Origin of the sequence: Nitrosospira sp. NpAV, from assembly GCF_000832065.1 — a bacterium.
Classification (GTDB): domain Bacteria; phylum Pseudomonadota; class Gammaproteobacteria; order Burkholderiales; family Nitrosomonadaceae; genus Nitrosospira.
Genome location: NZ_JXQM01000007.1, coordinates 1 through 26895, shown reverse-complemented (window position 1 = coordinate 26895; position 26895 = coordinate 1). Strand labels below are relative to the sequence as shown.

Sequence of the window (26895 nt, the reverse complement as noted above, 5' to 3'; positions counted from 1 at the left end):
CCCATCTTCTACCCAATAGCGCATCTTGTTGGAAGGCAAATGAACCGTGAGCTGATATACAGGAAAATCCCGGGATGCAAGGAGAATGAATCGGGGCCATTTATTCCCGGCTTAAGGCAAGATATAAGTATTGAAATAACGCTCCGCCCTGGCGGGATCAAGGTTGCGCAGGGCGTGATAAATTCCCCTCATCTTGCCGCGCTCATTCAGTAATGCGTAGTTCACGCCCAGGTTGTACCAGGCATCGGCATTCTCCGGCTGTATACGCACCGTTTCCTGATAGGCCAGAGCCGCCTCGCCATGCAGGTTCAGATGGTCATAGGTACTGCCCAGATTGTACCAGGCGCCGGCATTCTCCGGCTGTATGCGCAGCGCCTCCCGATAAGCATGAATGGCGTGAGCGTACTGCTTGAGTTCATAGTGGGTATTGCCCAAGTCATACCATGCCTCGGCATTCTCCGGCTGTATGCGCAACGCATCCCGATAGGCATGGATGGCGTGATCGTATTCCTTGAGACTGGCATAGGCAGCGCCAAGTTTATGCCATGCCTCGTCATACTCGGCCTGATTGCGTATCGCCTCCCGATAGGCATGCACTGCCTGGGTGTATTGTTTAAGGTGGGCTGCGGCCGCTCCCACGCTATACCATGCGGCTGCGTTTGCCGGATCACGCTTGACTTCCTGTTGAGCGAATCTTAACAACGCCTGCCAGTCCGCTTTCTTCTCCAGTGCCATGGCGCGGCTAAGCCAATCCAATCCGGCTATAGTTGTGATCGTTTGAACAGGCTGGGCCCGTTTCGATAATTCGCCGATCCACTCCACCGGTAGCGCAAATGTGAAGTTTTGACGCTCTAAGGATCGGAGAGAGAGAAGCCCTACCAGCCGTGCCCGATCATCGACCAGCGCGCCGCCGCTGGAACCTGGAGAGACGGCGATGGAGACTTGCATATATTGTGATCCCCCATGCGGCCGCGTATTGGACACAACGCCTTCGCGCAGCACCAGCTCATGCCCGCCGGATACACTGATGGCATGAACGCGCTGGCCGACCCTGATTTTCGCGGCTGAACTCAAAGCAATGGGTGTGCCTCGCAAATGGGGAACATTCAGCTGGCAAAGATCACGCTCCGGATCAGCGTATTGCAGCGTGGCTTTGAAAGTGCTGCCTGATTTTCTTACTAGGGTACTTTTTCCTTCCTTGGCGACCTCGTTCACCACATGGCAGTCGGTAACCACCTGATCCGCTCTTATCACTACGCCGCTGCCTTGGCGAATGGATTTACCATGGGCATCCACCACATCTACTTCCACCACGGAAGGCGACACGCGCAGGACAATTTGTTCAAGGGTCAATGGGATAGGGGGAGCATGGAGAACATCGGCGATGGCAAATGACGAAAACAAGGCCAGTCCCCAACCTCCAATCTTAATTGGCAGGATATCCTGTTTCTTTTGCCGGTTATTCGGACTCACAGCCATATTAACCCGTCAATTTGAATACGCATCGTAGCGCATTGGCTCAACCTATGTGCATCAGCAACCCCAATCGCGCACAATAAAAAAAGTGTAAAATGCCGGATTATTTACCGAAACCCGCGGAACCGTATGGAAATCAAGGAAATTAACAAAGAACCCGCCAATTATCCCGCGAGGAAACCGATCCAGCCGCTGGCATATTTCATCTTCACCACACGCTGGTTGCAATTACCGCTGTATCTTGGACTGATTCTTGCCCAATGCGTATATGTGTACCACTTCTGGGTTGAATTGACCGATCTGATTGGCGCCGTCATGGGTAACCAGGCTGCGCTACAGCATATTCTGGACGCGGTAGCGATTGAAGGCGCGGCCAGGCCTACCAAGATCGGTGAAACTACCATTATGCTGGTCGTGCTGGGTTTGATCGACGTGGTGATGATTTCCAATCTGCTCATCATGGTGATTATCGGCGGCTATGAAACGTTCGTTTCACGTATGAATCTGGAGGGTCATCCCGATCAACCTGAGTGGCTGTCGCATGTCAATGCATCGGTGCTAAAGGTCAAACTCGCTACCGCCATCATTGGCATTTCCTCCATCCACTTGCTCAAGACCTTTATCAACGCCAACGCGTACGATGAAAAAACCATCATCGCCCAAACTGGAATCCATGTCGTTTTCCTGCTTTCGGCGATTGCAATTGCTTATAGTGACCGTCTCATGTCCGGTACGGGCGCCCACCGGGGAGCCCAGGAATCCCATTGAACGACAGCGTATCTTCAAGCAGTCAGCGGCGGGATGCCTTGCAGCAGATCTATCACTCCTTGCAGCGCCACCGCCACCGCTTGCCGCCTTATCGACTCACGGCTGCCGCTGAAATAGCGGGTTTCGGTAAGCGCAAGGCCGTCTTTCATTAGCCAGGCGAAGCATACCATCCCGACCGGTTTTTCCGCTGTGCCACCATCCGGGCCGGCAATGCCGGTTATGGAAACCGCAACCTGCGCATGGCTATGCGTAATGGCACCTTCGGCCATTTCATACGCAACCTCCCTGGATACCGCGCCATTTTGTTCGAGCGTCTTGCCCCTTACGCCCAGCATTTCACGCTTTGAGATATCTGCATAGGTGATAAAGCCGCGTTCGTACCAGACGGAACTTCCGGCGATTGACGTGATGGTTTGCCCCAGCCAGCCGCCTGTGCAGGATTCGGCGCTGGCAAGCATCAACTCCTGCCGGGCGAGCGCCAAGCCTACCTGCCGGGCGAGATCTTCAAGTGTCAAATCTTCCATGATCTTAAATCCGGGGGTTGGACCGGCTCACCCAAGAGATGAGGTTCAAATAGCATAAAATGTCATTATTAATCATATCGCTAATCTAATAAATAAGCAGTCGGCTGCCGGATTCAGGATGGTCCGTCCCTAAATTTTCATGCCTCGCTAAATTACAAATGCTTTCCATGCCGCCAGACACAATAGCGTGAAAAATGCGGCCAGCAAGTCATCGAACATTACGCCGAAGCCGCCATGCAATTTGTCGTCGTAGTATCGGATCGGTGGCGGCTTGATGATATCGAACAGACGAAACAGCAAAAACGCAAATGCCTGCCATATCAAATTATTGGGCGTAAACACCAGCACCAGCAGAAAAGCTACGATCTCATCCCAAACCATGCCGCCATGGTCATGGTCGCCAAGCGCCTTGCCGGTGACGCTGCAAGCCCAGATACCGATGATGAACAGCACGATAATCAGCAGCAGAAATTCAACCGGCTCGAGGAAGTAACCAAATACCCAGAATAACGGGAATGCGGCAAGCGTGCCCGCGGTGCCGGGCGCAACCGGACTCAAACCTGCGCCGCCGCCGAATGCGATGAAGTGCGCCGCATGGCGCCGTACAAACGCTTTATCGGGAAGGAAGTGATCAGACGCGGAAGTGGTCATATCCCTTCGTCTCCAGCGTTACGGTATTGCCCGCGGCATCCAGCACGAGCAGACCTTCTCCTTCGCGGATTCTACCGATGCGGGTCAACGCAATCTCCTGGTCGCGGGAGAGCGCCTCGATTTTTTTGCGCCTGGACCTGGGCGCCGTGAAACAAAGCTCATAGTCGTCCCCGCCGGCCAGCAGGCATTCGATAGCCAGCGCCTGGGGAAGATATTGCTTCATGGATGCAGAACAACGTATATCATTCATTTTGATGATTGCGGCAACGTTCGAACTTTTCAGAATATGCCCCAGATCCGCCAGCAGCCCATCGGAGACATCGATGGCGCTTGCGGCGAGACCGATCAACCGCTGGCCTAATCCGACCCGCGCCATTGGAGTATAAAGCGCTGGAAGGCATTCCGCGATTTCGTCGGGTTTCAGCACGATACGCTGCTGCTCGTGAGCAAGCGCTAAGGCAGCATCGCCCAGATGGCCGGATATCCAGATATCATCACCCGGCTTGGCGCCGCTTCGGCGCAATGCCTTTCCTTTTGCCACTTCGCCCAGAATTGTTACGCTGATAGTAAGGGGGCCGCATGTCGTATCTCCACCGACGAGGTCCACTTGATGGGTATGAGCAAGCCCAAAAAATCCTTCAGCAAATGCTTTCAGCCATTTTTCATCCGTCCGCACCATGGGTTTCGGCAGTGCCAGCGAAAGTGTGGCCCACCGCGGCCTGGCACCCATCGCAGCCATGTCGGAAAGATTCACGGCGAGGGATTTATAGCCTAATTTGCATGGATCGGCATCGGCGAAAAAATGCTGGCCGGCGACCAGCATGTCGGTGGAAATCGCCAGTTCCATTCCGCTTGCCGGCTTGATCAATGCCGCATCATCTCCCACACCCAATACCGCGCTTGGTGCCGGACGGGTAAAATAGCGGTGGATAATGTCGAATTCGGAAGGCATTTTGTACTACGCGGACAGCCAAACTAATCCGACAGTTGAGCAGGGTGGAATATCCGATTTTTGCGGATCATGGCCCAGCTGAAAAATAAGCGGCCAACTGCCGGATTCGGGCTCATGCGTTTGCGTTGATCTCAATCGCTCGCAGTTTCGCTGCCAATTTATCCAGTACGCCATTCACGTATTTATGTCCATCGGTGCCGCCATAGGTTTTGGCTAATTCCACCGCCTCGTTGATGACCGCTCGATAAGGCATTTCCGGATGATTGGCAAGTTCGTGGGTACTCAGTAGCAGAATGGCAACCTCCACGGGACTGAGCTCCTTGAACGGCCGGTCGAGATGAGGCTGAATTTCCTTCTCCAGCTCGGGGACGTTCGCCAGCACACCTCGCAACAGTGCGCAAAGATATCCCTCGTCCGTCCTGGGAAATTCGTTGGTTTCACGGAGCTGCGCTTCGATGGCTTGAGCGGTTCCGCCCGCCACCCGCCATTGGTATAGCCCCTGCAAAGCGAGTTCGCGAGATCGGCGGCGCCGGGTTTTGCGGCCCGGTTTTCCCGCCGGATTGCTTGTGGACTGTTTTAATGGCGGGGTTGATGATTCACTTGCCGGTTTGGTCTGCGTCATTGGGTCGATTTCATTGAGTCACTTCGTCGAGCTCTCTTAGCAGATTAGCCATTTCCAGCGCTACTTGCGCGACTTCGACGCCTTTCTGGCTCATGCGCGCCAATGCCTGATCGTCGGTATCGGCAGTAAGTATGCCGTTGGCGACGGGGATGCCGGTGTCAAGCTGCACGGCGGCCACACCGCTGGCCGATTGATTGGCTACGACCTCGAAATGATAGGTGTCTCCGCGTATTACTGCGCCTAATGCCACCAGTGCGTCAAACTGGTCGGTTAAAGCCATTCTTTGCAGCGCGAGGGGAATTTCCAATGCGCCTGGAACAGTCACCAGCAACATGCCTGACTCCTGCACGCCCCGTTTTACCAGTTCCGCGGTGCAGGCTCCCAGCAACCCCTCGCTCACATTCGCATTAAAGCGGCTCATGACGATGCCGATACGCAATTCCGCACCGTCAAGATCGGGTTCAACTTCGAGAATGTTGTCATACCGTGCCATGTGTACTCCTGTTCCAAAATTGAATCGCAAACAAAGTATTTTTCAGGAAAGCCGTTGTTTCTGGTTTTTGTCTTCCGGTTCCAGATATCCCGTTACTTCCAGACCGAACCCCGCCATGCTTGGCATTTTACGAGGAATGGCCAACAGCCGCATCTTTCCTACGTCGAGATCCCTCAGTATCTGCGCGCCGATACCATAATCGCGCAAATCCGCCCTGGCGATAACCTTAGGCCTGGATTTCGCCGGCATCACGCGTTCCATCAATTCCGCCGGACTTTCTCTGCGGTGAAGCAGCACAATCACGCCACATGCTGCTCCCGCGATTATACGGAGGGTGTCATTCACATTCCAGGAATGGGTATCATCATTGATATCGAGCAGATCGATGACCGAAAGGGGTTCATGCACCCGTACGAGAGTTTCGGTGCCGGGGTCGATTTTTCCCTTAACCAGCGCCAGATGCGTGGCGTTGACCGTCTTATCGAGGTAGGCGACGAGCTGGAACTTGCCATGAATTGTTTGAATCGAACGCTCGGCCATGCGTTTCACCAGGCTTTCGGTGCGGCTGCGATAATGAATCAGATCTGCAATCGCACCGATTTTTAATTGGTGCTTTGCGGCGAATTCGATCAGATCCGGCAGACGCGCCATGCTCCCATCTTCCGTCAGGATTTCGCAAATGACGGATGCGGGGGTAAGCCCCGCCAGATTCGCTAAATCACAGCCAGCCTCGGTATGGCCCGCGCGTACCAGTACGCCCCCATTTTGCGCCATCAGGGGGAAGATGTGCCCAGGCTGGACAATGTCTTCTGGTTTGGTGTCCCGGCTTACCGCCGCCTGGACGGTGCGCGCACGGTCGGCGGCGGAAATACCGGTTGTGACCCCGCTTGCCGCTTCGATGGAAACCGTAAAATTGGTACCCAGCGGCGAACGATTTGCGGACACCATCAGAGGCAGATTGAGCTGCCTGCAGCGCTCTTCGGTCAATGTCAGGCAAATCAGCCCGCGTCCATGCGTGGCCATGAAATTGATCGCCGCCGGTGTGACAAAATCGGCGGCCAGAATCAGATCGCCTTCATTTTCCCGGTTTTCCTCATCCACGAGGATCACCATTTTGCCCGCCTTCATGTCGGCGATAATTTCCTGAATTGAGCTGATGATCATGTCAAATCTTACCTATATCCCGAATCCGCCGTTGTCGCGAATTCATCAAATAAAATGGAGGCCAAGTTGCGCAAAAGTCTTTATGAAACATAACGGCTGGTTGAAAAACGACTGAAAAATGGGTCAACCGACGGATTTGGGATTCATGCCATCCCCTATCAATCGTTCTACATACCGCGCCAGCATATCCACTTCCAGATTCACCTTTGCACCCGTCTTCAGCGCACTCAGCGTGGTGACTGCCAGTGTATGCGGAATGAGATTAATCTCAAATTCATCTCCCGCTATCGCGTTTACCGTCAAGCTTACGCCATTCACTGTAATCGAACCCTTTTTTGCGATATATTTTAGTAATGAGACCGGTACCTTGATCGCCAGGCGATAACTTTCCCCATCGGGCGTGAACGTTACCACTTCGCCGACCCCATCCACGTGTCCACTCACCAGATGGCCACCCAGCCTGTCCGACAGGCGCATGGCTTTTTCGAGGTTGACGCTACCGCCTTGCTTATCCAAGCCTTCGGTGCAACTCAAGGTTTCTCGCGAGACATCCACCGAAAACATGTCATCCGCCAAAGCCGTGACGGTGAGGCACACCCCATTTATCGCGATACTATCCCCTGTATTAACGTCGCGTAAATCCAGCATGCCGGGCGCGATATCCAAGCGCAACCCGCTCTCCTGAGATGCGATGCGCCTTAGCTCGCCCACTGCCTGGACAATTCCCGTAAACATCCAACCGCTCCCGCTTTCCAATACAATAAGCGCTTATTGTAAGCGTGATTTGAGAGCATGCGGCAATTTGCCGCATAGTCGTGGGTTCCAATATGCGCTAATGTTCAAGGCTGCTCGATGATTTGTGAGGAAGTAAGACGCGGATGAGCAACGAAAATGTTCAGTGATCTCAGTCAGTCGCCGCTGAGCAAGAATTTGCAACGCTTGTTTCTGCTCCGGAATATTGTGATTGCCGCTCAGTGCCTGACCTTCGCCCTGGCATACTGGGCACTTGAAATGGAATTGCAGTGGACGGAAATGGTCGCGGTCGCCGCGCTGCTCGCTGTGCTGAATCTGGCGACATGGTTTCGCCTCCGCCGTAACTGGCCGGTATCGAGCGTCGAATTTTTTGCTCAACTTTTGATTGATGTTTTCGCATTAAGCGCATTGTTGTATTTCAGCGGGGGTTCCACAAACCCGTTTATTTCGTTATATCTGTTGCCGCTGACGATTGCCGCCGCGGCATTACCCTGGGCCTATACATGGCTAATGGCCGCGATCACGATAAGCTGCTACACATCGCTGTTATTTTATTATGTGCCGTTACCGCACGATCATGAGGAACACATCAGTGAGTTTAACCTGCATGTTTCCGGCATGTGGCTGGCCTTCGTGCTCAGCACGGTATTAATCGCCTGGTTCGTCGTCAAAATGGGCATATCGATCCGCGAGCGCGACAAGGATCTGGCATTGGCGCGCGAACAGGCATTACGCGACGAACAAATTATTGCGCTGGGGACGCTGGCCGCGGGCGCGGCGCATGAACTCGGCACGCCGCTGGCGACGATGGCGATCGTGACGGGGGAATTGCAAAATGACTATAAGGACAACAGCGAATTTCAGAATAGTATCAGAATATTGCGGGACCAGATCACGCATTGCAAGCATACGCTGACGCAATTGCTGGCCGATGCTGGACAGGCACGCGCCGAAGAAGGCAGCGGTCAGGCAGTCGATTATTTCCTGCGCCAGGTGTTGGATAAATGGGAATTGATGCGCCCCTCGGTTAAATTTACTTATCATGGGAAAGGAGTGCAGCCTGCCCCGCAAATCCTGAATACCCAATTACTCAGTCAATCTATTTTAAATTTGTTGAATAACGCGGCTGACGCGTCATTAAAACATATCGAGATAGAGGCCAACTGGAATGATCATGAATTGCAGCTCGAAATCCTTGATTACGGCGAAGGACTTACCGGGGAAGCCGCTCAACGGGCGGGTGAAGCTTTTTTTACCAGCAAGGCGCCCGGGCAAGGTTTCGGAATCGGTTTATTCCTGGCCAATGCGAATATTGAGCGCTTTGGGGGTAGCGTTCGTTTGACCAATCGGGAAGGCGGCGCCTGTACCAAAGTTATATTACCTCTGATACGGCAATCCACATGACCAATATGACAACACTTCCGACAATGGAAGCCGATGATCACCCGGCTTTGCTGATTGTCGATGACGACGCCACTTTCTGTGGCGTGCTTGCCGGCGCCATGACCAAGCGCGGGTTTGACGTGACATGCGCGCACACGGTCGAGCAGGCGCTGGAATGCGCCGAGGCTTGCACGCCAGAATATGCTATTATCGATCTTAGGCTGCCGGGTACTTCCGGGCTAACCCTGGTTGAGAAATTGAAAACGCTGGATCCCGGAACCCGGATCGTCATGCTGACAGGTTATGCCAGTATCGCCACGGCGGTGGAAGCGATCAAACTCGGCGCCACGCACTATCTCGCGAAACCGGTGGACGTCGATGAAATCATGCTTGCGTTCGAGCGCACCTCGGGCGATGCGGATGTGCCGATCAGCGCGCATCCGCTGTCGGTAAACCGACTAGAATGGGAATATATCCAGCGCGTACTCACCGAAAACAAGGGAAATGTTTCCGTCACGGCAAGGGCACTCAACATGCACCGCCGCACGTTGCAGCGCAAGCTTACCAAGAATCCCGCGAAAACATGATCCGGGGTTACGGAATTACAGGATACGCGCGATGACGCGAATATCCGGCCCCACCATGCGCAAATCATGAATCGTGAGCGCGCGTTTGTCCGCAAGATCCGTTAATTCCGGCAGTTTCAGCATGCCATGCGCCAGGTCGCCAATCAGATACGGCGCGAAATAGATCACCAGCTCATCCACCAAGCCCGCATTGATGAGCGCACCGTTCAATTTGCGGCCCGCCTCGACCATCACTTCGTTGATCTCAAAATCGGCAAGTGTCCGCATCATTCCGGCAAGATCGACGTTGTCATACTTATCCGGCATTACGATGGAACGGGCGCCCACATCACGCAGGGCGACGATTTTTCCTTCGCTGGCGGCAGCGGTGAAAATCAACTCGCCCCCGCCCCGTAGTGCCTTGGCATCCAACGGAATCTCCAGGCGGCTGTCCACCACCACGCGCAACGGCTGTCTGGATGTTTCCACGTGGCGGACAGTGAGCTGCGGGTCATCCGCCAGTATGGTGCCGATGCCGGTCAGAATGGCGCAGGAACGAGCACGAAACCGGTGGCCATCGCATCTTGCCGCTTCACTCGTGATCCACTGGCTGCTACCGTTGCTAAGTGCCGTCTTGCCATCCAGACTTGCCGCGATTTTCATTCGGACCCACGGGCGCTTGCGCGTGTGACGTGCGACAAAGCCGATGTTAAGGGCCCTGGCTTCCCCTTCCATCAATCCCGTTTGTATATCTATTCCGGCCTGTTTCAGCAGCTCATAGCCGCCACCGGCTACGAGGGGATTCGGATCGCTCATGGCGCATACCACTTTAGCGATGCCCGCATTGATTAGCGCTTCGGCGCAGGGAGGTGTTCTTCCATGATGACTGCATGGCTCCAGGGTGACATAAGCGGTCGCATCGCGCGCGGCTGTCCCGGCAGCGTTAAGGGCGTTGATCTCGGCGTGAGGCTGGCCGGCCCGCTCGTGCCAACCGCTGCCCACCACCCTGCCATCGTGCACTATCACGCACCCCACGCGGGGATTGGGGCTCGTGCCATGCAACCCCTTTTCGGCGAGTTGCAGCGCTTGGGACATATAGGCGTGATCGGCTGGCGAGAACATATGAGGCCTCATCACTCGAGGTTGCAGATGTCATTTGTAATTTTATTGCTTATGGCATTGTCTTGGTAAAAACACGAACGGATGCCTGGGTGCTCAATTCAAGGTTTTTTTATTTCTCTTTTCCGCTGCGGTCGCTGCACTTCCTTGATCGCATCATGAAAATCGTCGGCATCCTGGAAGCTTCTGTAAACCGAAGCAAAGCGGATATAGGCCACCTTGTCCAGTTTGTAGAGTTCCTGCATCACCATTTCACCGATTTTGCGCGAAGGCACTTCACGTTCACCCAGACTCAAGAGTTTTTGTACGATACGGTCCATCGCCGCATCCACGTACTCGGTAGGAACCGGACGCTTGTGCAGGGCACGCATAAAGCCCGTAAGCAGTTTATCGCGATTGAACTCGGAACGGTTGCCGTCCTGCTTTACCACTTGCGGCAAACGCAATTCCACTGTCTCATAAGTGGTAAAACGCTTATCGCATGTGAGGCAACGGCGGCGACGGCGTATTCGGGTACCTTCCTCGCTGACGCGGGAATCAATCACGCTGGTATCATCCGCATTGCAGAAAGGGCATTTCATCCTAACCGTTATAAACCGGAAATTTCGCGCATAGTGCCTTTGCCTGATGCGCCACTTGCGAAAGGACCCCTATGTCAGTAGGCGCATCCAAGACGTCGGCGATCAGATTTGCCAGTTGCTCAGCTTCGATTTCCTTGAAGCCGCGCGTGGTTATGGCGGGAGAGCCGATACGGATGCCGCTGGTGACAAAGGGTTTCTGCGGATCGTTGGGTATGGCATTCTTGTTGACGGTGATATGCGCCATTTCGAGGGATTCCGCAGCTTGCTTGCCGGTAAGATTCTTGGCACGGAGATCCACTAGAAACATATGACAGTCGGTGCGCCCGGAAACAATGCGCAGACCGCGTTCCTGCAACACCTTTGCCATGACGCGGGCATTTTCGATCACCTGTTCCTGATAGTCCTTGAATTCTTTGGTAGCGGCCTCTTTGAAAGCCACCGCCTTGGCGGCAATCACGTGCATCAGCGGACCACCTTGGGTTTGCGGAAAAATCGCCGAATTGAGTGCCTTTTCGTGCTCCGGCTTGGCCATGATGATGCCGCCACGCGGCCCGCGCAACGTCTTGTGGGTGGTGCTTGTGACAAAATCGGCGATACCGACGGGATTGGGATAAAATCCAGCGGCCACCAGACCGGCATAATGCGCCATGTCCACGAACAAATAGGCACCCACTTCATCGGCGATTTTGCGAAAACGCTTCCAGTCTATGATTAGTGCGTAGGCGGAAGCACCGGCGACGATCATTTTGGGTTTGTGTTCGCGCGCCAGGTGCGCCACCTGATCGTAATCAAGTTCCTCGGTTTCCGGTTTAAGGCCGTAGGAAACCGCGTTGAAAATTTTGCCGCTGAGATTGACCGAAGCCCCATGAGTCAAATGCCCGCCATGGGCGAGCGACATGCCAAGAAGCGTATCGCCGGGTTTCAAGGCGGTTAAATAAACCGCGGCATTGGCCTGGGAGCCGGAATGTGGCTGGACATTGACGTACTCGGCATCAAACAGCGCTTTCAGCCTATCGATTGCAAGCTGCTCGACGATATCGACATATTCGCAACCGCCGTAATAACGCTTGCCGGGATAGCCCTCGGCGTATTTGTTGGTAAGCACCGATCCCTGTGCCTGCATTACTGCCGGGCTTGCATAATTTTCGGAGGCGATTAATTCGATATATTCTTCCTGGCGCTGTACTTCGCCCTTAATCGCTTTCCATACTTCGGGGTCAACATTTTCCAGGGTCAGTTTCGGGGACAACATAGCGATTTATCCTCTGAATAATAGTAAAGAATTCGTGCATTCTACCATCATCAGCAGGACTCGCAGGGGGATACAAATGACGGGGCTTCAGCACCATCAGTCGCCAATGAAGATTGGACTGATCTCGAAATGAAGTGGAAATACCACCAGCGCTAGAAGATTTCCGAGGAATTAGTCAGCAAGGCCTCGCCTTGGATGATTCCTCTGAACAAGCATTCCCTCAGTGCGGAAAACTTTTTCAGAAGGTCTTTATATGGGGCTATACATCAAGATTTCTAACTCCCAACGCATTGTTCTCGATGAACGCGCGGCGGGGTTCGACCACGTCGCCCATCAGCGTGGTGAAAATTTCATCAGCGGCGATACTGTCTTCAATCTGCGCACGTAGCAGCCGGCGGCTCTGGGGGTCCATGGTGGTTTCCCATAACTGCGCGGGATTCATTTCTCCCAGGCCTTTATAGCGCTGAGTGCCGATGCCTTTTTTCACTTCCTGCAGCAACCAGTCGAGCGCCTGTTTGAAGTCGCTGACGGGCTGTTTCTGCTCGCCGCGCTGGACATATGCCGCGGGTCCCATCAAGCCTTCGAGTACTTGAGCGGTTTGCTTGATTTGAGCGTAATCGCCGCTTTGCAGAAAATCCTGGTCGAGGTAGCTGGCGCGGGCGTTACCGTGATGCATACGGGATATCTTCAACCGGTACTCCTCGGTGGCGACGTCATATTCCGGTGTTATTTTTACCGTCCCTACATGCGCGGCCAATTTGGCGGCGCTTTCGGCGGCATGGCTTTCGCTGCTCAAATCCACGCCGGGATGGCGGAACAAGGCATGCATCACTTCGCTGTCGATGAGGCGGCTCATGCGCTCAATGACAGCTTCGGCCAGCAAGTATTCATTGGCGATGTTTTCCAGTGTCTCCCCTGTGAGCGGCGGTCTGTCCTCATGGGTATGCAACTTTGCATCGGTCAGCGCCAACCCCAGCAGGTATTGTTTGAGTTCGTGGTCGTCCTTGACGTAGCGTTCCTGCTTGCCGTGCTTGACCTTGTAGAGCGGCGGCTGTGCGATATAGACATGGCCGCGTTCGATCAACTCCGGCATTTGCCGGTAAAAGAACGTGAGCAGCAAAGTACGGATGTGCGAACCGTCCACGTCCGCATCCGTCATGATGATGATACGATGGTAGCGTAATTTGTCGGGGTTATATTCATCCTTGCCGATACCGGTTCCGAGCGCGGTAATGAGGGAAATAATTTCCTGCGATGAAATGAGTTTATCGAAACGCGCCTTTTCTACATTAAGGATTTTTCCCTTCAATGGCATGATCGCCTGAAATTTGCGATCGCGTCCCTGTTTGGCGGATCCGCCTGCTGAATCGCCTTCCACCAGATAAAGTTCACAGAGCGCGGGATCTTTTTCCTGGCAGTCAGCGAGTTTTCCAGGCAAGCCCAGTCCGTCCAGCACGCCCTTGCGCCGGGTGAGTTCGCGGGCTTTTCGCGCGGCTTCGCGCGCCCTTGCCGCATCGATGATCTTACTGCAGATGGTTTTCGCATCGAGCGGGCGCTCCAACAGGAATTCCGCCAGCTTTAACGCCACGATTTCTTCTACCGCCGGACGCACTTCCGAAGACACGAGTTTTTCCTTGGTTTGCGAGGAAAACTTGGGTTCGAATAATTTCACCGACAAAACGCAGGATAAGCCTTCCCGCATATCGTCACCAGATGTTTCAATCTTGGCTTTTTTTGCCAGCTCGTTTTTTTCAATATAATTATTGAGCGTACGTGTCATGGCGGCGCGCAAACCGGTAAGATGAGTTCCGCCATCCTTTTGCGGGATATTATTCGTAAAGCATAATACCTGCTCGGAATAACTATCGTTCCACTGCATCGAAACTTCCACCACGATGCCGTCCTTCTCTCCAGTAGCGTAAAAAATATTCGGATGAAGCACTGACTTGGTACGATTAACATATTCAACAAAGCTTTTTACCCCACCGCTGAAGGCAAAATTTTCTTCCTTGGCATTGCGTTGATCGACCAGATGAATTTTCACGCCGTTATTGAGAAAGGAAAGTTCGCGCAAGCGCTTCGCGAATATGTCGTAATGGTATTCGATGTCACCGAAAATTTCCTTGCTGGCCAGAAAATGGACTTCGGTGCCGCGCCGCTCGGTCTTGCCGCTCACCGCCAGCGGTGCGACGGGAACACCCATGCGGAATTCGATCTGATGGGTCAGGCCGTCGCGCCGGATGGACAGGCGCAGCCATTCCGACAAGGCATTGACAACTGACACGCCGACCCCATGCAGGCCGCCCGATACTTTGTAGGAATTGTCATCAAACTTGCCACCGGCATGAAGTTCGGTCATGACAATTTCCGCGGCGGAACGCTTCATTTCATCATCATGCTTGATGCCGGTGGGAATGCCCCGGCCATTGTCCTGGACCGTGACCGAGTTGTCCGGATGAATGATGACGGAGATTTCATCGCAGTGTCCGGCCAGCGCTTCGTCGATGGCGTTATCCACCACTTCAAATACCATATGATGCAAACCCGTGCCGTCGCTGGTGTCGCCAATATACATGCCAGGACGTTTGCGCACCGCATCGAGTCCTTTCAGGATTTTTATGCTATCTGAACCGTAATTGGCTGAATCTTCAATTTTTTTCTGTCTGGATCGGTCTTTTTCGTTCATGTCTGGCTACTGTGGTTTCACGTGAAACGGATTTGCGGAAAGTCATACCTTACTTTGCGCACTGCTATTCCGGATGGATAATTCGGGGAATTAGATATTTTTTGGTACTTGTCATATGCGCATGGGCATTACCACATACTTGAAATCATCATTTCCGGGAATCGTGATGAGCGCGCTGCTGTTCGCATCGCCAAAAGAACAACGTACTGTTTCGCTGGTTAGGTTGTTCAATACGTCCAGAAGGTAAGTCACGTTAAAACCGATATCCAGCGCTTCGCCATCATACTGGACTTCCAGCTCCTCTTCCGCCTCTTCTTGCTCTGCATTGTTACAGACGATGCGAAGATTGCCCGTTGTCAAAATCAGGCGGACACCCCGAAATTTTTCGTTCGAAAGGATGGAAGCACGCTGGAGCGTCTGCAAAAGCAATAAACGATTTACATCGAATTGCTTTTGATGGTCAACCGGGATTACACGATTGTAATCAGGAAATTTACCGTCTACGACTTTGGATATGAGTATGACATTCGAAAATGTAAAACGTACTTGATTTTGTAGAATTTCCACCGTGACGGGCTCGTCGGTGTCATTTAACTGCTTTGCCAATTCGAGTATTACTTTGCGGGGCAAAATGACTTCTCTTTTTTCCTGCGGCACTTCCAGCATGAGCAGAGCGAACGCCAAACGATGCCCATCGGTTGCAACCGCTTTCAGATGATTTTCTTCCATCAGAAAGAGCAGGCCATTCAGATAATAGCGAATGTCCTGTTGTGCCATGGCGTATTGCACCAGGAATAAGAGATGTTTCAGGTCGTTTTGCTTTACCGTTATTTTCGCCTGAGATTCCGTGTTTTCAGGAAATTTTGGAAAATCTTCCACCGGTAGTGTTTGCAAACTAAAACGGCTTTTTCCCGCCTTTCCCTGGAGCCGGTTTTCCGTAGTCTCCAATGTCACCTCGGTCTTATCAGGTAACGCGCGCAATATGTCCTGAAGTTTTTTTGCCGCTACGGTAACTGAATATCCTTCGCCTATCGTGTTGCTATCCTGTGTGGATGTTGTTATTTGAATTTCAAGATCGGTTGCAACAAAGGAGGTTTCTTCATTCTTGCGCTCTATAAGCACGTTTGAAAGTATGGGTAAGGTATGGCGGCGTTCGACAATCCCGGTGACCGTTTGCAACGGTTTCAGCAAAGTATCCTTATCAGCTTGTATCAGTTTCATTTATTTAAATCCAGATAATCGTTAATAGGGGTTGCGTAAGTCCGGTATAAATAGAAAAATACAAATAGTATTAATAAGCTAAGCGCTATTTCTTATCTGTATTTAGAGCGTATTGCCTGTGGATAGTTTGTGTACACAAATTGAAATTGGTCATAAAGGGCAAGTTATCCCCAACTCATACTGTTGTTGTTCAACCTCGGAGAATATGCAATAACGTATTGAAGTCCCGGTTAATCGATGGATCAGAAGCCCGCAGTTCGGCAATTTTGCGGTAACCGTGCAGCACCGTTGTGTGATCTCTGCCTCCAAAAGCTTCACCGATGTCAGGCAAACTCAAGGGAGTGAGTTCTTTGGATATGGCCATGGCCATTTGCCGAGGTCTCGCAACAATGCGAGAACGTTTTTTGGAATACATTTCGGCAACCTTGATTTTATAATAGTCCGCCACAGTTTTCTGGATATTTTCAATGGAAATCTGGCGATTTTGTACTGCCAGCAAATCTTTAAGCGCTTCCCGCGCCAGGTCCAGCGAGAGGGAATGTCCCGTGAAGCGGGAATAAGCGAGCACCCGCTTCAGTGCCCCCTCCAGTTCACGGACGTTGGATCGAATATGCTTGGCGATGAAAAAAGCAACATTTTCATCCAGGACGATTTTTTCCATCAGGGCTTTTTTTAGCAGGATGGCGACGCGCATTTCCAGTTCCGGCGGTTCAACCGCTACTGTCAAGCCCCAGCCAAAACGGGAAATTAATCGTTCCTCCATGCCGGAGATTTCCTTCGGGTAGGAATCGCAAGTGATAATGACTTGCTTATGCGCTTCAATCAGCGCGTTGAAGGCATAAAAGAATTCTTCCTGTGTCCGGTTCTTGCCGCCAAAAAACTGGATATCGTCGATAAGCAGGAGATCCAGGGAATGATAATAGCGCTTGAAATCATCGAACGCTTTATGTTGGTAAGCCCTTACTACGTCGGAAACGTATTGTTCTGCGTGAATGTATCTGACTTTAGCGGTGTTGTTGTGCTCCAGCACACAGTTACCGATTGCTTGAATCAGATGGGTTTTTCCCAAGCCCACGCCACCGTAGATAAAAAATGGATTGTAAGCGACACCCGGACGTTCCGCCACCTGGATAGCACCTGCCCGCGCCAATTGATTGGCTTTTCCCGTGACGAAGCTATTGAAGGTGAAGGAAGGATTGAGGCGGCTCGGATTTTTTTCCTTTGGGGTTTTTGGTGTCGACCGCACGGGCGTGTCGACTATCGGGATCGGCGTGATAACAGCGTTATTCACTACAGGAGCGGTTTCCTTGGTTGCGTCCTGGTTGGCGAGCTTTAATTGAAAATGTATACGGCGCGAAAAATGTTTTTCGGCCATTTGTTCGATACGCGATAGAAAATGGTCTTTGATCCATTGCATGACAAACCGGTTGGGAGCGACGAGGATCGGTTCGTCGGCACTATGTGACAAGTCCAGGTAAAGAGGCTTGATCCAGGTATTGAATTGCTGGGCACTCAATTCTTTCTCAAAATATCCGAGACAGGAAAGCCAAAAATTGTGCATTGCCGATATGATCTGAAGTACGTAAATGGGAAAAGGACGGAATTACGGAGCGGCGTTGAGGGTTCTATTTTAGACGCTTCCCACTCGGTTATCCACAGGGTGGGGAAAAAATATAGGTTGACACCAACATCTGTAAAGGGTTGTAATGCGAGGTTTTATTTATCTGCCTCAAGGACAAGGAAAAAGGGAAAACGATGAAACGTACGTACCAGCCCTCCGTAACCCGGAGAAAGCGAACACATGGTTTTCGGGTTCGCATGAAAACCGCCGGCGGCGCAGCTGTTATTCGGGCGCGTCGCGCCAAAGGCCGTGCTCGTTTGGGAGTATAGAGTTAGCCAACTGCGGAAAATCCACAGTCGAGGAGCTGTATCATTCGTTTTCCGAAAAGTCACCGGTTGCACCAGGCGAATGAATTTTCCTCGGTAATCCGGTTCAGATGTTCAGTCAGTGGCGAGTTTCTGCAGGTTTTCGCTAAACCTAATAATCTCGTGCATTCACGATTGGGATTGATAATCGCCGGCAAGATCGAGCGGCTGGCGGTAAACCGCAATAGGACAAAACGTCTGTTGCGAGAGACATTTCGCGCGCAGCAGCGAGAATTGGCGGGACTGGATCTGGTGGTGCGCTTGCGTTGCCGCGTTTCGCAAGGCAATTTTGCGCGGTTGGTGGGCGAGGCGGAAATGCTAATGATGCAATTACAGCGATGTCGCGGATAATTATTGGCTTTATCAAACTTTATCAGTATTGCCTGAGTCCGTTCTTTGGGCCGTCGTGCCGGTTCAGCCCATCTTGTTCACACTATGCATGTGAGGCGCTGGCCAGGCATGGATTGCTGCGCGGGATGCGCCTCAGTATATGGAGAATATTGCGCTGCAATCCTTGGGGTCGCGGCGGATATGACCCGGTTCCATAAGAATGGATTCGATCTGAATTATTTCCGGTACAGTTTACGCGTATCATAAAAAAATAAATTGCGAAGCACGATGGACACACAAAAATTTGTACTTTTCCTGATTTTCTCCACATCGATGTTGTTCCTTTGGGACGCATGGCAGAAAGAGCAAAATCCACCCCCGGCGGCGGCGGTCGCAACCCAGGCGCCAGCAGGTGAATCGTCTGTCCGCCGTCAGGAAGACACGCCGGTTCCGGGAGAAAAACTTGTTTCGACACAACCTGGCAAGGGTGAACCCTCTGCGGAGAGCGTTGGTCCGATAAAGACTTCCGGCAAGCTGGAGTCGGGTGAAAAAATCGTGGTCAAGACCGACTTGGTGGTAGCGGAAATCGATACCGCCGGGGGAGATTTGCGCCGGCTCGAGTTATTGGATCATCCGGACAAGGAAGACAAGAACAAGCCTTTTGCATTGTTGCAAAGCCAGTATGAACACGTTTATGTGGCGCAATCAGGACTGATCGGAGAGGGTTTACCCAGCCACAAGACGCATTATACGGCGGAGTCCCAGACATATAGCCTGGCGACGGGCCAGGATAAAATTGAGGTGCGGCTCGTCGCACCCGAGGCGAATGGCGTCCAGGTAACCAAGGTTTATACGTTTCATCGCGGAAACTACCTCATCGATGTAAGTTTCGAAGTCGCTAATCGGGGAGCGGCTGCGATTCAGCCGTTTTCTTATTTCCAGATGCTGCGGGATAGCAAGCCGCCGGTTGGTTCTGTTTTCATGATCCCGACCTATACTGGCGCAGCGCTTTACACCGAGGCAGAGAAATTCAAGAAAATCGAATTTTCGGCTCTGGACAAGGGTAACGCAACGTATCCAAAAAATGCTGATAATGGCTGGATTGCAATGCTCCAGCATTATTTTCTTACCGCATGGCTGCCAAGGGACAAGTTGCCGCGCGAGTATTATGCGAAACGCCTGGGCGAAAATGAATATACAGCAGGCGTAATCGTGCCCGTGGGACAGATAGAACCGGGGAATACAGCGACCCTTACGGTACCCCTCTATGCAGGCCCCGAAGAGCAAAGCAAACTCGCGACGGTCGCGCCAGGGCTTGATCTAACGGTGGATTATGGCTGGTTGACCGTGATTGGAGCGCCTCTTTTTTGGTTGTTGTCTTTTTATCATTCTTGGACCGGAAACTGGGGGGTTGCGATTATTCTTCTGACCATGTCGGTCAAACTGGCATTCTTTCCCCTTTCGGCGGCAGGTTACCGATCGATGGCGAAGTTGCGGGTAGTGACGCCCAAGTTGCAGCGCTTGCGCGAACAGCATGGCAATGATCGCCAGCGCATGCACCAGGCGATGATGGATTTTTACAAGACGGAAAAAATAAACCCGATGGGTGGCTGTTTGCCCATTCTCGTTCAGATTCCGGTATTTATTTCGCTTTACTGGGTATTGCTGGCCAGCGTCGAGCTACGTTACGCGCCATTTGCGCTGTGGATAGAAGATATGTCGTCGCCGGATCCCTACTACGTGCTCCCTATCTTCATGGGGATTTCCATGTTTGTGCAATCAAAGCTCAGTCCGCAAGCTACGGATCCGATTCAAGCCAAGGTGATGCAGATCATGCCCTTTGCTTTCAGTGTTTTCTTTTTCTTCTTCCCCGCCGGATTGGTGCTGTACTCATTGGTGAATAATGTGCTTTCGATCGCGCAGCAATGGCAAATCACGCGCATGATTGAACGTAGCGCTGCCAAGTCCAGCAATATACCTGCCACCAAGAAGAAGTGAACCGGCTGGAAAAGCAGCAACTCATCTGACGGCGAACCGCTTCCGTCTGAAAATCCGCATGTGACGGATCCTTCTCGATGCAACTTGCCCGAATGGGAAGTACAGACATCATTGCCGCCAACGCTACGCCGCCCGGACGGGGCGGCATCGGTGTAGTGCGGGTTTCCGGTAAAAGCCTGCAATCTCTGGCGCTAAGCGTCATTGGACTCATCCCGCAGCCGCGCCATGCCACGTTCAGCAAGTTTATCGATGAAAATGGAGCGGCCATAGATCATGGCATTGCGCTTTATTTTCCGTCTCCGCATTCCTATACGGGTGAAGATGTCCTGGAACTCCAGGGTCACGGCGGTCCGGCGGTTATGAATCTGTTACTGTCCCGTTGTCTCTCCGCGGGTGCCCGGCTGGCACAGCCGGGGGAGTTCACTTTGCGCGCTTTTCTTAATGGCAAGCTGGACCTTGCTCAGGCGGAAGGCGTCGCCGACATTATCGATGCCAGCACCGGTGAGGCCGCGCGTTGTGCCATGCGCTCGCTGCAAGGAGAGTTTTCTGCGGTTATCGTTGGTCTGGTGCAGGCGCTCACCGAGCTGCGCATGCTGGTGGAGGCGACGCTGGATTTTCCGGAGGAAGAAACGGTCACCCTGCAACAGGCGAACGTTTATGCCAGGCTGGAAGCTATCCAATCGCGGCTGGAAGAGGTGCTCACGGCAGCCAAGCAGGGCAGTCTGTTGCGCGAAGGCGTGAGCGTGGTCATGGTAGGACAGCCCAATGTCGGTAAATCCAGTCTGATGAATCAGTTGGCCGGAGAAGAGACGGCAATTGTCACTGAGATACCGGGCACCACCCGCGATGCTATTCGCCAAACGGTCGAGATAGAAGGCATTCCGTTTCATCTGGTCGATACCGCGGGGTTGCGCGAAACGGACGATCTCGTCGAGAAAATCGGCATCGCTCGTACGCATGCGGCAATAGAAAGGTCGGATCTGGCATTGTTACTGATCGATCGCCGCTTGGGTGTTTTGCCGGAAGATCGAGAGATAGTCAGAAGCCTTCCGGCTAAATTGCCGGTGATTCGTGTGTACAATAAAATCGATTTGCTGGATGAAGTGCCGCAAGTCGGCGATGGCGAAGGTGGAGCCTCGATTTACCTTTCGGCTAAAACGGGCGCCGGGATCGATTTGCTTCGCCGGAAGTTGCTGGATATGGCGGGCTGGCAGCCGCACTCGGAAACCGAAGGCGTATTCATGGCGCGTCAGCGCCACGTGGAGGCGCTGACGCGATCGGGGGAATATTTGCGGAGCGCGCTGGAGCTTGCCAGACAAGGGGTTCAACTGGACTTGCAGGCGGAGGAACTGCGAGTTGCCCAGCTTGCCCTGTCATCCATCACCGGGGAATTCAGTGCCGATGATTTGTTGGGCGAAATATTTTCGCGTTTTTGCATCGGCAAATAGAATTGGTTCTCGAGGGTACGGCAGGCCCACGTTTTTAATTTTATCCTTTCCGTACGGCTCTCTCCGCCGCTTTGAATATCGAACTTATGCCGCGTTGTTTCACGTGAAACATTACATCCCGTGATGTCCGATTCGTTCGGCTACGGGGAACATGTTTGTGATATGGCAGCGCGTGCGCCCTTACGCAACCCCTCATTTTGCCGTAGAATGCTTTTTTTTCACGGCGCTGCTTACGGGGTAAGCAGCGCAGCAAGCGGCGATTTCTAATGATTTTTTCCGAGAATTTCGATGTCATCGTGATTGGCGGTGGCCATGCCGGCACCGAGGCGGCGCTTGCGGCCGCTCGCATGGGGCAAAAAACGCTGTTGCTTTCGCACAATATCGAAACATTGGGGCAGATGTCATGCAATCCTTCCATAGGGGGCATCGGCAAGGGACATCTGGTTAAGGAGGTGGATGCATTGGGTGGCGCGATGGCCGCAGCCGCCGACGAGGCCGGCATCCAGTTTCGCATTCTCAATTCAAGCAAGGGGCCGGCGGTACGCGCAACACGTGCCCAGGCTGATCGCGTTCTCTATCGTCAGGCGATTCGCCGGCGCCTGGAAAATCAATCCAACCTTTGGCTGTTTCAGCAATCCGTAGATGATCTCACGCTTGAAGGCGACCGGATCACGGGAGTGGTTACTCAGCTGGGAGTAAAATTTTCCGCGAGTGCCGTGGTGCTTACCGCCGGCACGTTTCTCGGCGGATTGGCGCATGTTGGATCATCCAGTTTTCAGGCAGGCAGAGCGGGTGATGCTCCGGCCGTCAGTCTCGCTATGCGCCTGCGCGAGATGAGGCTGCCGGTGGGCCGGCTAAAGACCGGCACCCCTCCGCGCATAGACGGACGTACCGTCGATTATTCGGTAATGACCGAACAACTCAGTGATACTCCCGTGCCGGTTTTTTCGTTTATGGGCGCCGCCGCCCAGCATCCACGCCAATTGCCGTGCTGGATCACGCACACGAATAGCCGCACGCATGACATTATTCGTGGCGGCCTGGATCGTTCGCCGCTGTTTACGGGTGTCATCGAAGGAGTCGGGCCGCGTTATTGCCCTTCCATCGAGGATAAGGTGGTACGGTTTTCCGCCAAGGAATCCCATCAAATCTTTCTGGAACCGGAAGGACTCAGTACTCACGAGATATATCCTAACGGGATATCGACCAGCCTGCCGTTCGATCTGCAAATTGAATTGGTGCGTTCCATCAAGGGAATGGAAAAAGCCCATATTACGCGCCCCGGCTATGCTATCGAATATGATTATTTTGATCCACGAGCATTGAAAAGCTCGCTTGAAACCAAGATGATCGAGGGGCTTTTTTTCGCTGGACAAATCAATGGCACCACCGGTTACGAAGAGGCTGCCGCACAAGGGTTGCTGGCGGGCATCAATGCGGCGCTTAAAACCTTGGATCAGGATGCGTGGTGTCCGCGGCGCGATGAAGCTTATCTTGGTGTTCTGGTGGATGATCTTATCACGCGTGGCGTCACCGAACCTTATCGCATGTTCACCAGCCGCGCCGAATATCGCCTGCAGCTGCGCGAAGACAATGCGGATTTGCGTCTGACGGAAAAGGGGCGCAGGCTCGGTGTGGTGGACGATGCGCGCTGGTCGGCATTCGAAACCAAACGGGAGGCCATCGTCCGCGAGCAAGACAGATTGAAAGCCATCTGGGTGGGGCCAAAAATGAATTCGGGTGCACTGGCAGAAGCGGATGTGCTGCGGGTGTTGGGGAAAACGATCGAGCGGGATTATTCGTTGAGTGAGCTGCTACGTCGTCCCGACGTATCCTATGCGAGTCTCATGAGCTTGCCGGGCGCGGGTGATCCTGTTGCTGACCCGCTGGTGGCGGAGCAAGTTGAAATCCAGGCCAGGTATCATGGTTATATTGCCCGCCAGAAGGATGAAGTCGCGCGCAATGCGCATTATGAGGAAATTCGTTTGCCGCAAGATCTTGATTATGCCACGGTCCGCGGCCTTTCCAGTGAAGCACAGCAAAAATTGAATCAGCACAAGCCGGAAACCGCGGGACAGGCCGCACGAATTTCCGGCATAACCCCGGCGACGATTTCATTGCTGTTGGTACATGTGAAGCGTGGTTTTTCCAGTCAGAATAAAAAGAAAAGCGCGTGAATCTGGCGGCGCAGCTCGCTGACGGACTCGCGGCATTGGGGGTGATGCTCCCCAGCGAAACGCAGACCCGCTTACTCCAATATCTTGCGTTAATCAGGAAATGGAACCGGGTGCATAATTTGACGGCAATGCGTGAGCCGGAGATGATATTGATTCGTCATTTATTTGACAGCCTTGCGATCCTGCCGCACATTTCAGGATTACGTCTCGTGGATGTCGGCAGTGGCGCCGGTTTACCGGGCATTCCCCTAGCTTTGGCGCACCCTGAATGGAATGTGGTATTGCTTGAAAGCAACCAAAAAAAAGCAGTATTTCTACAACAGGCGCGCATTGAATTGAAGTTGAAGAATGTTGAGATAGTCACCGAGCGAGCCGAAAATTTTCGCCCGGCGAGCGGGTTTGATACGGTAATCTCGCGCGCTTTTTCGAGCCTGGCCGACTTTGTCAAACTGGCAGGACACCTGGCTAGGGAAAATGAAGGCAGGCTCGCTGCGATGAAAGGTGTCTATCCGCATGAGGAATTGGCGCAATTGCCGCCCCCATTCATTGTTGAGAATATATTCCATATTGGGGTTCCCGGACTTGAGGCAGAGCGCCATCTGATTATGATTAAGCATGGGGTATAGGCAATCGCGTGGAATTAATTTCTGGCAATATCGGATATCAAGATGCGTTCCGCAGTGAGCGCTCACTTTCATGTTATGTTATTACTTTAGGCCTGGGAGTAGCGCAGTAATGAAAATTCTGGCGATAACCAATCAAAAAGGCGGGGTGGGAAAAACCACCACCAGCGTTAATCTGGCGGCGAGCCTCGCTGCGGCAAAGAAGCGTGTGTTGTTGATTGATCTTGACCCGCAGGGTAATGCCACCATGGGAAGCGGTGTGGATAAACGTGCTTTGCAATACACGGTTTATCAAGTTTTGCTGGGTAGCCAGCGTATCGCCGATGTGCGCGTGATCGCCACCAGCGGCAAATATGATCTGATTCCTGCCAATCGTGATCTGGCCGGGGCCGAAATCGAGATGGTGAATCTGCCCCAACGGGAAACGCGCCTGAAAGAAGCGCTGCGGGAGGTGGAAAGCGAATATGATTTCATCCTCATCGATTGTCCGCCGGCGCTCAACCTGCTTACGCTCAATGGGCTGTGCGCCGCCTACGGGGTAATGATTCCGATGCAATGTGAATACTACGCGCTGGAGGGTTTAAGCGATCTGGTCAATACCATAAAAAAAGTGCGCGCCAACTTGAATCCGGTGCTGGAGATCGAAGGATTGTTGCGCACCATGTTTGATCCGCGCAACATACTGGCGCAACAGGTATCGGAGCAATTACAGCAGCATTTTGGCGATAAGGTTTACCATACCGTGATTCCACGTAACGTACGGTTGGCCGAGGCCCCCAGCTTTGGCATACCGGCGCTCTATCACGATAAATTATCCAAAGGTACACAAGCCTATCTGGCGCTGGCGGGTGAGATGCTTAGCAGGGATCCACTCAATGCCGCGCCTGTCTGACAAAATGGAAACTAGCGGAACAGAAGACATGCAGCGGGACGGGAGACTATGAAATCAAAGGGATTGGGAAGAGGATTGGATGCGCTCCTGGCGGGAAACGACGACGGTGGCCGGACCGGGGAGTCGCTGCGGAATTTGAAAATATTGCAATTGCAACCAGGCAAGTATCAGCCACGTACCCATATGGACCAGGAATCTTTGGCCGAGCTGGCCGAATCCATTAAAGCGCAGGGTGTGATGCAACCGATACTGGTGCGCCCCGTTTCTTCGGAAGGTTACGAAATCATAGCCGGGGAGCGGCGCTGGCGGGCAGCGCAAATCGCCGGGCTTACGGAGGTTCCCGCGCTCATCCGCGAAGTGCCGGATGAAGCCGCCCTGGCCATGTCGCTGATCGAGAATATTCAGCGCGAGAATCTAAATCCATTGGAAGAAGCGATGGGTATTCAGCGGCTCATCAAGGAATTCGGTATGACGCACCAAGCTGCCAGCCAGGCGCTGGGTAGTTCGCGCAGCGCTGTCTCCAATCTTTTGCGGTTGCTTAATCTGCCGCAGCCTGTACAGGAATTATTGATGCAGGGGAAAATCGACATGGGCCATGGCCGCGCGCTGCTGGCTCTTCCTCCCGCCAAGCAAATACAAACCGCCAATCTCGTGGTGCACAAGCAACTATCGGTACGCGAGACTGAAAGGCTGGTGCATCGGATGGAACGCCCGGCCGTAAAACCGCAACGCCCCAGATACGACCGGGATTTACTGCGCTTACAAGAAAGCATATCGGCCAAGCTGGGTACGCAGGTCGTCATAAATCCGGGAAAAAAAGGTGCCGGAAAGGTGGTAATCCAATACAACAGCCTGGAACAATTGGACGGAATACTGGCTCGCTGGTAATCAACCCAAGTCGTTTCACCGGCAGCTGACTCAAAAGTGAATACGATCGCTTTTTGGAAAAGAAAGCCAAAGGCGCATCGCAGATACTGTAAATATATCCGATAGATACAATTTGTCGGCGTCCCCATCCCTATGTTCTCGGAGCGCCTCTCGCGTCAGTTCTCCGAGCAATTCCTTAGTATCGGAAACCACACCGGATCTTCTCCACCAGCGAATTCAGGGCGGTTCAGGGGACATGTGCGGCAGCGTAATCAATTCGTTTTGCTCTTTCGTTTTGCAGACAAACTGCTTGACTTGGCGCATCTTCGGGGATAGTCTTTACGGGGTTGTGGGTATGTAATGGTTTAGTATTTAGTATTATGGCGGCGACGCATTCTTTCTGCGAGGAAGCGGGGAGAGGCG

26 protein-coding genes are annotated in these 26895 nt (G+C 52.9%); 12 read left to right on the top strand and 14 right to left on the bottom strand.

Going from position 1 to position 26895, the window contains the following annotated elements; all coding sequences use genetic code 11:
* Positions 1-111 precede the first annotated feature (111 nt).
* Positions 112-1479 carry a tetratricopeptide repeat-containing serine protease family protein gene (locus SQ11_RS16315; protein ID WP_052493999.1) on the bottom strand — a complete coding sequence of 456 codons (1368 nt, stop codon included), beginning with the start codon at positions 1477-1479 and terminating at the stop codon, positions 112-114.
* A 126-nt stretch (positions 1480-1605) separates the two neighbouring features.
* Between SQ11_RS16315 and SQ11_RS05030 the strand changes: the two genes are divergently transcribed.
* Positions 1606-2244, top strand: a complete 639-nt coding sequence (locus SQ11_RS05030) for a YqhA family protein (protein ID WP_041513073.1) — start codon at positions 1606-1608, stop codon at positions 2242-2244.
* A 14-nt stretch (positions 2245-2258) separates the two neighbouring features.
* Here SQ11_RS05030 and SQ11_RS05025 read toward each other — a convergent pair whose 3' ends face one another.
* The 7 genes from SQ11_RS05025 to SQ11_RS04995 form a co-directional block, all read right to left on the bottom strand.
* On the bottom strand, positions 2259-2768 hold the full coding sequence (locus SQ11_RS05025) for a CinA family protein (RefSeq protein WP_041513072.1): 510 nt from the start codon (positions 2766-2768) through the stop codon (positions 2259-2261).
* Positions 2769-2915: 147 nt separating this feature from the next.
* The gene (locus SQ11_RS05020) at positions 2916-3419 is read right to left on the bottom strand and encodes a phosphatidylglycerophosphatase A (RefSeq protein ID WP_041513071.1); all 504 of its coding nucleotides are present in this window, start codon (positions 3417-3419) and stop codon (positions 2916-2918) included.
* Positions 3400-4371 carry a thiamine-phosphate kinase gene (thiL, locus tag SQ11_RS05015; protein ID WP_041513070.1) on the bottom strand — a complete coding sequence of 324 codons (972 nt, stop codon included), beginning with the start codon at positions 4369-4371 and terminating at the stop codon, positions 3400-3402. The genes SQ11_RS05020 and thiL overlap by 20 nt, the downstream gene beginning before the upstream one ends.
* 112 nt (positions 4372-4483) lie before the next feature.
* Positions 4484-4993: a transcription antitermination factor NusB gene (gene nusB / locus SQ11_RS05010; protein ID WP_041513069.1), complete on the bottom strand. Its 510-nt coding sequence runs from the start codon at positions 4991-4993 to the stop codon at positions 4484-4486.
* Positions 4994-5003: 10 nt separating this feature from the next.
* Entirely contained in the window at positions 5004-5486 is a 483-nt protein-coding gene (gene ribH / locus SQ11_RS05005; RefSeq protein WP_041513068.1) for a 6,7-dimethyl-8-ribityllumazine synthase, read from the bottom strand.
* Positions 5487-5528: 42 nt separating this feature from the next.
* Positions 5529-6650 carry a bifunctional 3,4-dihydroxy-2-butanone-4-phosphate synthase/GTP cyclohydrolase II gene (gene ribBA / locus SQ11_RS05000; protein WP_041513067.1) on the bottom strand — a complete coding sequence of 374 codons (1122 nt, stop codon included), beginning with the start codon at positions 6648-6650 and terminating at the stop codon, positions 5529-5531.
* Between the two features lie 123 nt (positions 6651-6773).
* Entirely contained in the window at positions 6774-7385 is a 612-nt protein-coding gene (locus tag SQ11_RS04995; RefSeq protein ID WP_041513066.1) for a riboflavin synthase, read from the bottom strand.
* A gap of 156 nt (positions 7386-7541) precedes the next feature.
* On the opposite strand from SQ11_RS04995, the gene SQ11_RS04990 reads away from it, so the two are divergent.
* Positions 7542-8807, top strand: a complete 1266-nt coding sequence (locus SQ11_RS04990) for an ATP-binding protein (protein ID WP_041513065.1) — start codon at positions 7542-7544, stop codon at positions 8805-8807.
* A complete protein-coding gene (locus SQ11_RS04985; protein ID WP_052493998.1) occupies positions 8804-9373 on the top strand; it encodes a response regulator transcription factor in 570 nt (189 codons plus the stop codon). Before SQ11_RS04990 ends, SQ11_RS04985 begins: the two co-directional genes overlap by 4 nt.
* Positions 9374-9388: 15 nt before the next feature.
* Here the strand turns inward: SQ11_RS04985 and ribD are convergent, their stop codons facing one another.
* The 6 genes from ribD to dnaA form a co-directional block, all read right to left on the bottom strand.
* Positions 9389-10474 (bottom strand): bifunctional diaminohydroxyphosphoribosylaminopyrimidine deaminase/5-amino-6-(5-phosphoribosylamino)uracil reductase RibD, encoded by a 1086-nt coding sequence (ribD, locus tag SQ11_RS04980; protein ID WP_041513064.1) that lies wholly within the window; start codon positions 10472-10474, stop codon positions 9389-9391.
* A gap of 98 nt (positions 10475-10572) precedes the next feature.
* Positions 10573-11052: a transcriptional regulator NrdR gene (gene nrdR, locus SQ11_RS04975; protein WP_041513063.1), complete on the bottom strand. Its 480-nt coding sequence runs from the start codon at positions 11050-11052 to the stop codon at positions 10573-10575.
* Between the two features lies 1 nt (position 11053).
* Positions 11054-12304, bottom strand: coding sequence for a serine hydroxymethyltransferase (glyA, locus tag SQ11_RS04970; protein ID WP_041513062.1), 1251 nt, complete (start codon positions 12302-12304; stop codon positions 11054-11056).
* Positions 12305-12563: 259 nt separating this feature from the next.
* On the bottom strand, positions 12564-14990 hold the full coding sequence (gene gyrB / locus SQ11_RS04965; RefSeq protein WP_052493997.1) for a DNA topoisomerase (ATP-hydrolyzing) subunit B: 2427 nt from the start codon (positions 14988-14990) through the stop codon (positions 12564-12566).
* Positions 14991-15101: 111 nt separating this feature from the next.
* On the bottom strand, positions 15102-16211 hold the full coding sequence (gene dnaN / locus SQ11_RS04960) for a DNA polymerase III subunit beta (protein WP_041513061.1): 1110 nt from the start codon (positions 16209-16211) through the stop codon (positions 15102-15104).
* Between the two features lie 190 nt (positions 16212-16401).
* A complete protein-coding gene (dnaA, locus tag SQ11_RS04955) occupies positions 16402-17772 on the bottom strand; it encodes a chromosomal replication initiator protein DnaA (RefSeq protein ID WP_041513060.1) in 1371 nt (456 codons plus the stop codon).
* 194 nt (positions 17773-17966) lie between these two features.
* Here dnaA and rpmH point away from each other — a divergent pair, with 194 nt between their 5' ends.
* The 9 genes from rpmH to SQ11_RS04920 all read left to right on the top strand — a co-directional run bounded on the left by rpmH (position 17967) and on the right by SQ11_RS04920 (position 26493).
* Entirely contained in the window at positions 17967-18101 is a 135-nt protein-coding gene (rpmH, locus tag SQ11_RS16700) for a 50S ribosomal protein L34 (protein WP_084226737.1), read from the top strand.
* Positions 18102-18140: 39 nt separating this feature from the next.
* Positions 18141-18488 carry a ribonuclease P protein component gene (gene rnpA, locus SQ11_RS04950; protein WP_041513059.1) on the top strand — a complete coding sequence of 116 codons (348 nt, stop codon included), beginning with the start codon at positions 18141-18143 and terminating at the stop codon, positions 18486-18488.
* On the top strand, positions 18476-18685 hold the full coding sequence (gene yidD, locus SQ11_RS16695; protein ID WP_084226735.1) for a membrane protein insertion efficiency factor YidD: 210 nt from the start codon (positions 18476-18478) through the stop codon (positions 18683-18685). The genes rnpA and yidD overlap by 13 nt, the downstream gene beginning before the upstream one ends.
* Before the next feature lie 70 nt (positions 18686-18755).
* Positions 18756-20465 carry a membrane protein insertase YidC gene (yidC, locus tag SQ11_RS04945; protein ID WP_041513058.1) on the top strand — a complete coding sequence of 570 codons (1710 nt, stop codon included), beginning with the start codon at positions 18756-18758 and terminating at the stop codon, positions 20463-20465.
* Between the two features lie 92 nt (positions 20466-20557).
* Positions 20558-21913: a tRNA uridine-5-carboxymethylaminomethyl(34) synthesis GTPase MnmE gene (gene mnmE, locus SQ11_RS04940; RefSeq protein ID WP_041513208.1), complete on the top strand. Its 1356-nt coding sequence runs from the start codon at positions 20558-20560 to the stop codon at positions 21911-21913.
* Positions 21914-22179: 266 nt separating this feature from the next.
* Positions 22180-24090 (top strand): tRNA uridine-5-carboxymethylaminomethyl(34) synthesis enzyme MnmG, encoded by a 1911-nt coding sequence (mnmG, locus tag SQ11_RS04935; RefSeq protein ID WP_041513057.1) that lies wholly within the window; start codon positions 22180-22182, stop codon positions 24088-24090.
* Complete coding sequence (gene rsmG / locus SQ11_RS04930) at positions 24087-24716, top strand: 16S rRNA (guanine(527)-N(7))-methyltransferase RsmG (protein ID WP_041513056.1); 630 nt, start codon at positions 24087-24089, stop codon at positions 24714-24716. The genes mnmG and rsmG overlap by 4 nt, the downstream gene beginning before the upstream one ends.
* Before the next feature lie 109 nt (positions 24717-24825).
* Positions 24826-25605, top strand: a complete 780-nt coding sequence (locus SQ11_RS04925; protein WP_041513055.1) for a ParA family protein — start codon at positions 24826-24828, stop codon at positions 25603-25605.
* A 48-nt stretch (positions 25606-25653) separates the two neighbouring features.
* Positions 25654-26493, top strand: coding sequence for a ParB/RepB/Spo0J family partition protein (locus SQ11_RS04920; protein WP_041513054.1), 840 nt, complete (start codon positions 25654-25656; stop codon positions 26491-26493).
* The last annotated feature ends 402 nt before the right edge of the window (positions 26494-26895 follow it).

What these genes read in the sequence shown, in the direction of transcription:
- SQ11_RS16315 (WP_052493999.1), bottom strand. Translation starts at nt 1,479, where the DNA reads ATGGCTGTGAGTCCGAATAACCGGCAAAAGAAACAGGATATCCTGCCA.
- SQ11_RS05030 (WP_041513073.1), top strand. Translation starts at nt 1,606, where the DNA reads ATGGAAATCAAGGAAATTAACAAAGAACCCGCCAATTATCCCGCGAGG.
- SQ11_RS05025 (WP_041513072.1), bottom strand. Translation starts at nt 2,768, where the DNA reads ATGGAAGATTTGACACTTGAAGATCTCGCCCGGCAGGTAGGCTTGGCG.
- SQ11_RS05020 (WP_041513071.1), bottom strand. Translation starts at nt 3,419, where the DNA reads ATGACCACTTCCGCGTCTGATCACTTCCTTCCCGATAAAGCGTTTGTA.
- thiL (WP_041513070.1), bottom strand. Translation starts at nt 4,371, where the DNA reads ATGCCTTCCGAATTCGACATTATCCACCGCTATTTTACCCGTCCGGCA.
- nusB (WP_041513069.1), bottom strand. Translation starts at nt 4,993, where the DNA reads ATGACGCAGACCAAACCGGCAAGTGAATCATCAACCCCGCCATTAAAA.
- ribH (WP_041513068.1), bottom strand. Translation starts at nt 5,486, where the DNA reads ATGGCACGGTATGACAACATTCTCGAAGTTGAACCCGATCTTGACGGT.
- ribBA (WP_041513067.1), bottom strand. Translation starts at nt 6,650, where the DNA reads ATGATCATCAGCTCAATTCAGGAAATTATCGCCGACATGAAGGCGGGC.
- SQ11_RS04995 (WP_041513066.1), bottom strand. Translation starts at nt 7,385, where the DNA reads ATGTTTACGGGAATTGTCCAGGCAGTGGGCGAGCTAAGGCGCATCGCA.
- SQ11_RS04990 (WP_041513065.1), top strand. Translation starts at nt 7,542, where the DNA reads ATGTTCAGTGATCTCAGTCAGTCGCCGCTGAGCAAGAATTTGCAACGC.
- SQ11_RS04985 (WP_052493998.1), top strand. Translation starts at nt 8,804, where the DNA reads ATGACCAATATGACAACACTTCCGACAATGGAAGCCGATGATCACCCG.
- ribD (WP_041513064.1), bottom strand. Translation starts at nt 10,474, where the DNA reads ATGTTCTCGCCAGCCGATCACGCCTATATGTCCCAAGCGCTGCAACTC.
- nrdR (WP_041513063.1), bottom strand. Translation starts at nt 11,052, where the DNA reads ATGAAATGCCCTTTCTGCAATGCGGATGATACCAGCGTGATTGATTCC.
- glyA (WP_041513062.1), bottom strand. Translation starts at nt 12,304, where the DNA reads ATGTTGTCCCCGAAACTGACCCTGGAAAATGTTGACCCCGAAGTATGG.
- gyrB (WP_052493997.1), bottom strand. Translation starts at nt 14,990, where the DNA reads ATGAACGAAAAAGACCGATCCAGACAGAAAAAAATTGAAGATTCAGCC.
- dnaN (WP_041513061.1), bottom strand. Translation starts at nt 16,211, where the DNA reads ATGAAACTGATACAAGCTGATAAGGATACTTTGCTGAAACCGTTGCAA.
- dnaA (WP_041513060.1), bottom strand. Translation starts at nt 17,772, where the DNA reads ATGCACAATTTTTGGCTTTCCTGTCTCGGATATTTTGAGAAAGAATTG.
- rpmH (WP_084226737.1), top strand. Translation starts at nt 17,967, where the DNA reads ATGAAACGTACGTACCAGCCCTCCGTAACCCGGAGAAAGCGAACACAT.
- yidD (WP_084226735.1), top strand. Translation starts at nt 18,476, where the DNA reads ATGTCGCGGATAATTATTGGCTTTATCAAACTTTATCAGTATTGCCTG.
- yidC (WP_041513058.1), top strand. Translation starts at nt 18,756, where the DNA reads ATGGACACACAAAAATTTGTACTTTTCCTGATTTTCTCCACATCGATG.
- mnmE (WP_041513208.1), top strand. Translation starts at nt 20,558, where the DNA reads ATGGGAAGTACAGACATCATTGCCGCCAACGCTACGCCGCCCGGACGG.
- mnmG (WP_041513057.1), top strand. Translation starts at nt 22,180, where the DNA reads ATGATTTTTTCCGAGAATTTCGATGTCATCGTGATTGGCGGTGGCCAT.
- SQ11_RS04925 (WP_041513055.1), top strand. Translation starts at nt 24,826, where the DNA reads ATGAAAATTCTGGCGATAACCAATCAAAAAGGCGGGGTGGGAAAAACC.
- SQ11_RS04920 (WP_041513054.1), top strand. Translation starts at nt 25,654, where the DNA reads ATGAAATCAAAGGGATTGGGAAGAGGATTGGATGCGCTCCTGGCGGGA.